Below are 612 nucleotides of genomic sequence, written 5' to 3'. Positions count from 1 at the left end.
CGCCTGCGATCCCGAGCCGCGCGCGCTGGGCCTCACATCCCGCCATCTCGCCTATGTCATCTACACCTCGGGCTCCACCGGAACTCCAAAGGGCGTCATGATCGAGCATGCCAGCACCGTCAATCTGCTGCATTGGAGCAGCGGCGTGTTTGCGGACTCCGAGATCAGTCGCACGCTGTTTTCTACCTCGATCAGTTTTGATCTGTCCGTCTATGAGTGCTTCGTTCCGCTGTCGCAAGGAAGCGCGCTGTATCTTGTCGAGGATGCGCTGGCACTGGCGCAGACGCCTTTGGATGTCTCGCTGATCAATACAGTCCCCTCTGCGATCGCCGCTCTGCTCGACAAGCAAGCCGTACCGGGTTCGACAAGCGTCATCAATTTGGCGGGCGAACCGCTGAACGCAGGTCTGATCGAGAGAATCTTCGAGCACAGCCACGTCGAGAAGATCTGCAATCTGTACGCCCCTTCCGAGACAACGACCTACTCGACCTGGATTTGTATGCCCAGGGGAGAGGCTGTCGTTGAAACGATTGGCCGTCCGATTGCGAACACGCGGATCTACCTTCTGGACGCTCATGGTCAGCCGGTGCCGTTCGGGGCGGTGGGCGAGCT

The 612-nt window shown here is 59.5% G+C and carries 1 protein-coding gene; it reads left to right on the top strand.

What is annotated here, in order from left to right:
- A partial coding sequence (locus tag AC0L2K_RS35000; RefSeq protein WP_473533661.1) for an AMP-binding protein occupies positions 1 to 612 on the top strand: 612 nt, incomplete at both ends.

It is taken from the genome of Mesorhizobium sp. WSM4817, assembly GCF_055811135.1.
This window is presented reverse-complemented; position numbering and strand designations above follow the sequence as displayed.